The organism is Streptomyces sp. NPDC000941 (genome assembly GCF_053599555.1).
The window spans coordinates 37,947-45,007 of record NZ_JBSFMM010000087.1; the positions used below are offsets into that span (position 1 = coordinate 37,947).

Sequence of the window (7,061 nt, forward strand, 5' to 3'; positions counted from 1 at the left end):
GCCATCACCTCCTGGTCGCCTGGCGGCGCACCCACAGATTGACCAGCGTCGCGAGCAGCAGCATCACGCCGACGAAGAACTTGAACCAGTCGGGGTTCCAGTTGGCGTAGACGATGCCCTGGTTGACCATGCCGAAGATGAAGGCGCCCAGGACCGCGCCGATCGCCGAGCCATAGCCGCCGGTGAGCAGAGAGCCGCCGATCACCGCCGCGATGATGTAGTAGAACTCGTTGCCCACGCCCTCGCCGGCCTGCACGGTGTTGTACTCGAACAGCAGGTGCATCCCGACGAACCAGGCCGCGAAGCCCACCGTCATAAACAGCGCGATCTTGGTGAAGGTCACCGGGACACCCACGGCCCGGGCGCTCTCCTTGGAGCCGCCCACCGCGAAGATCCAGTTGCCGAACTTGGTGCGCAGCAGCACCCAGGTGGCGATGGCCGCGAAGAACAGCCACCACAGCACGGTGATCTTCACATCCATGCCGCCGATCGAGACCTCGGAGGCGAAGACCGACTTGGCCTGGTCGAAGCCGTCCATGTCATTGATCGTGTCGGTGGCGACATTGTCGGTCAGCAGCTTGGTGACGGCCAGGTTGGCGCCCTGGAGCATCAGGAAGCTGGCGAGGGTGACCAGGAAGCTGGGCAGTCCGGTCTTGATCAGCAGGATGCCGTTGATCAGGCCCACGGTGAGCGAGACGGCCAGGGCGACCAGGACTCCCACCCACACATTGGTGGTGAGCTGGAAGCTGAGCATGCTCGCGGTCAGCGCCGAGGAGGTGACGGCGACACCGGCCGACAGGTCGAACTCGCCGCCGATCATCAGCAGGGAGACTGCCAGGGCCATGATGCCGATGGTGGACCCCTGATAGAGGACCGTGGCGAAGGAGTCGGCCTGGCGGAAGGTCGGGGCGGCGGCGAAGAAGAAGACGTAGACGCCGATGGCCGCGACCAGCGCGCCGATCTCGGGGCGGGCCAGCGTCCGGCGGAGCAGCGAGCGCTCGGTGGTGCGGGCCTTGTGGACGGTGGGGGAGGCCGGCGGCGTCGCCGCCGCCGGCGTCGTGGTCTGGGTCATCGGGCGATCACCGAGTGCCCTTCGCGGCGAACTTGGCGATGGTCTCCACGTTGTCCTTGGAGACGAAGGCGGGCCCGGTCAGCACGGGCTTCTCGCCGCCGCCGCTGAAGTTGCCGTTGACCTTGTAGAGCCACAGCGAGTCGATCGACAGATAGCCCTGGAGATACGGCTGCTGGTCGACGGCGAACTGCACATCGCCGCTCTTGACCGCGTTGACGAGGTCCTTGTTGAGGTCGAAGGTGGCGACCTTGGCCTTGCCCCCGGCCTCGTCGGCGGACTGGACGGCGGTCAGGGCGAAGGGGGCGCCGAGGGTGACGACGTAGTCGATGCTGGAGTCCTGCCTGAGCTTCGCGGTGATCGTCGACTTGACCGACGGCATATCGGTGCCGTTGACGTAAAGGTTCTCCGTCTTGCCCTTGAAGGTCTTCTTCACACCGGCGCAGCGGGCCTCGAGGGCGACATGGCCCTGCTCCTGGATCACACAGATGTTGTGCTTGGCGCCGATCTCGTTCAGCCGTTTGCCGAAGGCCTGGCCGGCGATGTTCTCGTCCTGGCCGAAGTACTCCAGCAGGCCCATGTCCTTCCAGTTGTCGAGTCCGGCGTTGAAGGCGACGACAGGGATACCGGCCTTCTCGGCCTTCGCTATGACGCCCTTCATGGCGTCGGGCTTGGCGAGGGTGACCGCGATGCCGTCGACGTGCTGGTCGATGGCGTTCTGGATGAGGTTCGCCTGGTCGGCCGCGTTGGGGTTGCTCGAGTAGACCAGGTCGACGTTGTCCTTGGCGGCCGCCGCTTTGGCGCCCTTGCGGATGGTGTCCCAGAAGGTGTCGCCCGGTGCCGCGTGGGTGATCATCGCGATCTTCAACCGGGGGGTGTTCGCCTTGCCGGCGGAGATGTCGTCCGAGGCTTCCTGGGCCTTCTTGCCCCCTGAGCTGCTGCTGCAGCCGGTGGCGATGAGGACGCCTGCCGTGGCCAGGGCGGCCAGGGCCGTCGCTCTGCGGGTTCGGTTGATTCTGAGGTTCATCTCTTCCAGCACCTCTCAAGCCGGGACCGTCGTTAACGCGGCCTTTGCGAAGGGGAGCCAACTCCCCGGGGCCGTCGGCTGTCAAGGGTTTGTCATGACAACATTTCATCTGGACGTAACGAGGCGATAACGTCACCCATCGACGCCCCTGATGCGCCCTTGATAGGTCCGAATGTAAGGACAAATCCTTGACAGGGGATGGGGGACACCCTTAGACCTGAAGGGCCACAGCCGCCCGCACATTGGGCGGGCCGTGAGCCTGAGCTGCCGCCTGAGCTGCGTCTTTCCTGAAGGGGTACGCATGAGTGAGCCGTACGACCTGATCACGATGGGCCGGATCGGGGTGGACATCTATCCCCTGCAGATCGGTGTCCCCCTGCCGCAGGTCGAGACGTTCGGCAAATTCCTCGGCGGCTCCGCGACCAATGTCGCGGTGGCCGCCGCCCGGCTCGGCCGCCGCACGGCGGTGATCAGCCGCACCGGGGCCGACCCCTTCGGCGAGTACATCCACCAGGCGCTGCGGGAGTTCGGCGTGGACGACCGCTGGGTCACCCCCGTCGACGCCTACCCCACCCCCGTCACGTTCTGCGAGATCTTCCCGCCCGACGACTTCCCGTTGTACTTCTACCGTCGGCCCAAAGCCCCCGACCTGGAGATCCACCCCGGTGAGCTGGACCTCGACGCCGTACGCGCCGCCCGGATCTTCTGGATGACCGGCACCGGCCTCAGCGAAGAGCCCAGCCGCGCCGCCACCCTGGCCGCCCTGGAGGCGCGCGCCAAGGCCGGCCCGACCGTCTTCGACCTGGACTGGCGGCCGATGTTCTGGCCGGACCCGGCCGAGGCCCGCCCGTACTACGCCCAGGCGCTGCGCCACGCCACCGTCGCCGTCGGCAACCTCGACGAATGCGAGGTCGCCACCGGGGTGCGGGAGCCCGCGGCCTGCGCCGAGCGCCTGCTGGAGGCGGGGGTGGAGCTGGCCGTCGTCAAACAGGGCCCCAAGGGCGTACTCGCCGTACACCGCGACGGCACCACGGCCGAGGTGCCGCCGGTCCCCGTCGAGGTCGTCAACGGCCTGGGTGCGGGCGACTCGTTCGGCGGATCCCTGTGTCACGGCCTGCTGTCCGGCTGGGACTTGGAGCGCATCATGCGGTACGCCAACGCCGCGGGCGCGATTGTGGCGTCCCGCCTCGCCTGCTCCTCCGCGATGCCCACCGAAGCCGAGGTCGAGGCCCTGCTCGCCGGGGACTGACCACAGGTGACCAGCCACCCCTTCTCTTGATCACCCGCCCCCTCGCCCTCCGGCCGCCACCAGGCCGCGCGACCAGCGGATGGCGTGATCTCATGAACGCGACTTCGAGGAGCACCCGTTGAGCATCAGCATTCCCGACCTGGTCAAGGTGCGGACCCGGCACCCGGAGGCGATCGCCGAGGCGGCCGCCCGCCGCGTCCGGCGCCCCCTCGTCGGCGACAGCGGCCGTCTGATGATCGTGGCCGCCGACCACCCCGCGCGCGGCGCCCTCGCCGTCGGAGGCCACAAGCTGGCCATGGCCAACCGCGCCGAACTGCTGGAGCGGCTGTGCGTGGCGCTGTCCCGCCCCGGTGTCGACGGCGTGCTCGCCACCGCCGACATCATCGAGGACCTGCTGCTGCTCGGCGCCCTCGACAACAAGGTCGTCATGGGCTCGATGAACCGCGGCGGCCTGGCGGGCGCCTCCTTCGAACTCGACGACCGCTTCACCGGCCACCGGCCCCAGGACATCGCCCGGCTCGGCTTCGACGCAGGCAAGCTGCTGCTGCGCATCGACTACTCCGACGAGGGCTCGCTGGCCACCATGGTGTCGACGGCCAGAGCCATCGACGAGATGGCCGAGCGCCGGCTGCCCATCTTCGTCGAGCCCTTCATCTCCCGCCGGATCGACGGCAAGGTCACCAACGACCTCAGCGCCGAGGCCGTCACCAAGTCCATCGCCATCACCTCCGGGCTCGCCGGGACCTCCGCGTACACCTGGCTGAAGGTGCCGGTCACCGAGGACGCCGACGACATGGCCGCCGTCATGGAGACCTCCACGCTGCCCGCGGTGCTGCTCGGCGGGGACGTCGGCAAGAGCCCGCGGGACCAGGAGGGCGCGTACGAGAAGTGGCGCAAGGCGCTGAGCCTGCCCACCGTCCAGGGCCTGGTGGTCGGCCGCGCGCTGCTCTACCCGGCGGAGGGCACCGTCGAGCAGGCCGTCGACACGGCCGTCGGACTGCTGTGACGGCGCCGGGACCAGGGAACAAGGCGGAGACTGACGACATGACCACTAGCGACAGCGACCCTTACACCGGTTCCACCGGCTTCCATCTGCAGGCCGGCAAGGCGGCCGGCGGACCGTACGCCGTGGACATCGACCCCGCGCGGGCCGGATGGGGCTACTCCTCGCTGCGCGTCCTCGACCTGCCGGCCGGCGGCTCGCACGAGTTGGCCACCGGCGACAGCGAGTGGATCGTGCTGCCGCTGAGCGGCGGCTGCACCGTGGAGACCGGGGGCCAAGCCTTCGAACTGCACGGCCGGGACAGTGTGTTCAGCGGCGTCACCGACTTCGCGTATCTGCCGCGCGACGCGCACGCGCGGATCGCGAGCGCGGCGGGCGGGCGGTTCGCGCTGACCGGCGCCCGCTGCGAGCGCCGGCTGCCCGCCCGCTACGGACCGGCCTCCGCCGTCCCCGTCGAGCTGCGCGGCACTGGCAACTGCTCCCGCCAGGTCAACAATTTCGGCGCGGCGGGGGTCTTTGAGTGTGACAAGCTGATCGCGGTCGAGGTGCTGACCCCCGGCGGCAACTGGTCCTCCTACCCGCCGCACAAGCACGACGAGTGCCGTCCGGGCGAGGAGTCCGAGCTGGAGGAGATCTACTACTTCGAGATCGCCGAGGCACACGGCAGCGAAGGCGTCGGCTACCAGCGGGTCTCGCCCTCCGGCCGCGGCCGCGGTACGGATGTGCTCGCCGAGGTCCGCTCCGGCGGCGTGGTCCTGATCCCCGACGGCTGGCACGGCCCGTCCATCGCCGCCCCCGGCCACGACATGTACTACCTCAACGTCATGGCGGGCCCCGGCCAGGAGCGCGACTGGCTGATCTGCGACCACCCCGACCACGCCTGGATCCGCGCCACCTGGCCGGACCGGCCCGTCGACCCCCGACTCCCCCTCTACGACGCCCCCACGGGAGACACACCATGAGTGGAGCCACCCGCAGACTCACCACGGCACAGGCCCTGGTGGAGTTCCTGGCCCACCAGTACACCGAGCGCGACGGGACGCGCCGGCGCCTCATCAACGCCTGCTGGGGCATCTTCGGCCACGGCAATGTGGCGGGCCTCGGCCAGGCGCTGCTGGAGACCGGCCAGGACACCATGCCGTATCTCCAGGGCCGTAACGAGCAGGCCATGGTGCACGCGGCCGTCGGCTACGCCCGCCAGTCCAACCGGCTCGCCGCCCAGGCCGTCACCACCTCCATCGGCCCCGGGGCCACCAACCTGGTCACCGGCGCCGCCCTGGCCACCGTCAACCGGCTGCCCGTACTCCTGCTGCCCGGCGACACCTTCGCGACCCGCCCCGCCGACCCGGTGCTCCAGCAGCTGGAGGTTCCCTTCGCGGGCGATGTGTCGGTCAACGATTGCCTGCGGCCGGTCTCCCGCTACTTCGACCGGATCGTCCGCCCCGAGTCGCTGATCCCGGCCGCGCTCCAGGCCATGCGGGTGCTCGCCGACCCGGCCGACACCGGCGCCGTCACCCTCGCCTTCCCGCAGGACGTCCAGGCCGAGGCGTACGACTGGCCCGAGGAGTTCTTCGCCGACCGCGTCTGGCATGTACGCCGCCCCGCGCCCGAGCCGGCCGAGCTCGCCGCGGCCGCGCAGGCCGTGCGCGCCGCCCGGCGGCCGCTGATCGTCGCGGGCGGCGGCATCCACCACAGCGAGGCCGAGGATGCCTTGCGCGCGCTCGTCGACGCCACCGGCATCCCCGTCGCCTCCACCCAGGCGGGCAAGGGCTCGCTGCGCCACGACCACCCCGCCGACATCGGCGGCATCGGGCACACCGGCACCTCCGTCGCGGACGACCTGGCCCGCACCGCCGACCTGGTCATCGGCGTTGGCACCCGCTACAGCGACTTCACCACCGCCTCCGCGACCCTCTTCGCCGACCCCGGCGTCCGCTTCCTGAACCTCAACATCGCGCCGTTCGACGCCCACAAGCTGAGCGCGACGACCCTGGTCGCCGACGCCCGCGCCGGTCTTGAGGCGCTGACCCAGGCGCTGGCCGGGCACCGAGTCGAGGAGGCGTACGAGGCCGAGTACGCCGCCGGGAAGGCGCGCTGGGAGCAGCGGGTCGACGCCGCGTACGCCGCCGGGGACGAGTCCGCCCGGCCCTCCCAGACCCAGGTCCTGGGCGCCCTGGACCAGACCGTCGGTGACGACGACGTCGTCATCAACGCCGCCGGTTCACTCCCCGGCGATCTGCACAAGCTGTGGCGGGCCCGCTCGCCGCGCCAGTACCACCTCGAATACGGCTACTCCTGCATGGGCTACGAGATCCCGGCCGCGATCGGCGTCCGGCTCGCGGCGCCCGACCGCCCGGTGTGGGCGCTGGTCGGGGACGGTACGTATCTGATGATGCCGACCGAGATCGTCACCGCGGTCCAGGAAGGCATCAACATCAACATCGTGCTGATCCAGAACCACGGCTACGCCTCCATCGGCGGCCTGTCGGAGGAGACTGGTGGTGAGCGCTTCGGCACCGCCTACCGCTTCCGCGCCGCCGACGGCACGTACACCGGCGATCCGCTCCCGGTCGACCTGGCGGCCAACGCCGCCTCGCTCGGTATGGAGGTGATCCGCGCCGGGAGCGTGGCCGAGCTGCGCGCGGCGCTCGCCGCCGCGCGCGCCTGGCACCGGGCCGGCCGTTTCGGTCTCCACGTAGACGCAGGTGGGCCG

General features: G+C 70.1%; 6 protein-coding genes. 4 read left to right on the plus strand and 2 right to left on the minus strand.

What is annotated here, in order from left to right; genetic code table 11:
- Positions 1-4: 4 nt before the first annotated feature.
- Both ACWDSL_RS26470 and ACWDSL_RS26475 read right to left on the minus strand, forming a co-directional pair.
- Positions 5-1,072: an ABC transporter permease gene (locus ACWDSL_RS26470; RefSeq protein WP_450489433.1), complete on the minus strand. Its 1,068-nt coding sequence runs from the start codon at positions 1,070-1,072 to the stop codon at positions 5-7.
- A gap of 7 nt (positions 1,073-1,079) precedes the next feature.
- Positions 1,080-2,096, minus strand: coding sequence for a sugar ABC transporter substrate-binding protein (locus tag ACWDSL_RS26475; protein ID WP_450489435.1), 1,017 nt, complete (start codon positions 2,094-2,096; stop codon positions 1,080-1,082).
- Between the two features lie 301 nt (positions 2,097-2,397).
- Between ACWDSL_RS26475 and iolC the strand changes: the two genes are divergently transcribed.
- The 4 genes from iolC to iolD form a co-directional block, all read left to right on the plus strand.
- A complete protein-coding gene (iolC, locus tag ACWDSL_RS26480; RefSeq protein ID WP_358635865.1) occupies positions 2,398-3,345 on the plus strand; it encodes a 5-dehydro-2-deoxygluconokinase in 948 nt (315 codons plus the stop codon).
- 118 nt (positions 3,346-3,463) lie between these two features.
- Entirely contained in the window at positions 3,464-4,351 is an 888-nt protein-coding gene (locus ACWDSL_RS26485) for a Cgl0159 family (beta/alpha)8-fold protein (RefSeq protein ID WP_450489438.1), read from the plus strand.
- 38 nt (positions 4,352-4,389) lie between these two features.
- Positions 4,390-5,310: a 5-deoxy-glucuronate isomerase gene (gene iolB / locus ACWDSL_RS26490; protein WP_450489440.1), complete on the plus strand. Its 921-nt coding sequence runs from the start codon at positions 4,390-4,392 to the stop codon at positions 5,308-5,310.
- Positions 5,307-7,061: 3D-(3,5/4)-trihydroxycyclohexane-1,2-dione acylhydrolase (decyclizing) (gene iolD / locus ACWDSL_RS26495; RefSeq protein ID WP_450489442.1), on the plus strand; the 1,755-nt coding region annotated here is incomplete at its 3' end. The genes iolB and iolD, both read left to right, overlap by 4 nt.

Bases quoted from the DNA above. Each gene is read 5' to 3' on its own strand.
- ACWDSL_RS26470 (WP_450489433.1), bottom strand. From the start codon at position 1,072: ATGACCCAGACCACGACGCCGGCGGCGGCGACGCCGCCGGCCTCCCCC.
- ACWDSL_RS26475 (WP_450489435.1), bottom strand. From the start codon at position 2,096: ATGAACCTCAGAATCAACCGAACCCGCAGAGCGACGGCCCTGGCCGCC.
- iolC (WP_358635865.1), top strand. From the start codon at position 2,398: ATGAGTGAGCCGTACGACCTGATCACGATGGGCCGGATCGGGGTGGAC.
- iolB (WP_450489440.1), top strand. From the start codon at position 4,390: ATGACCACTAGCGACAGCGACCCTTACACCGGTTCCACCGGCTTCCAT.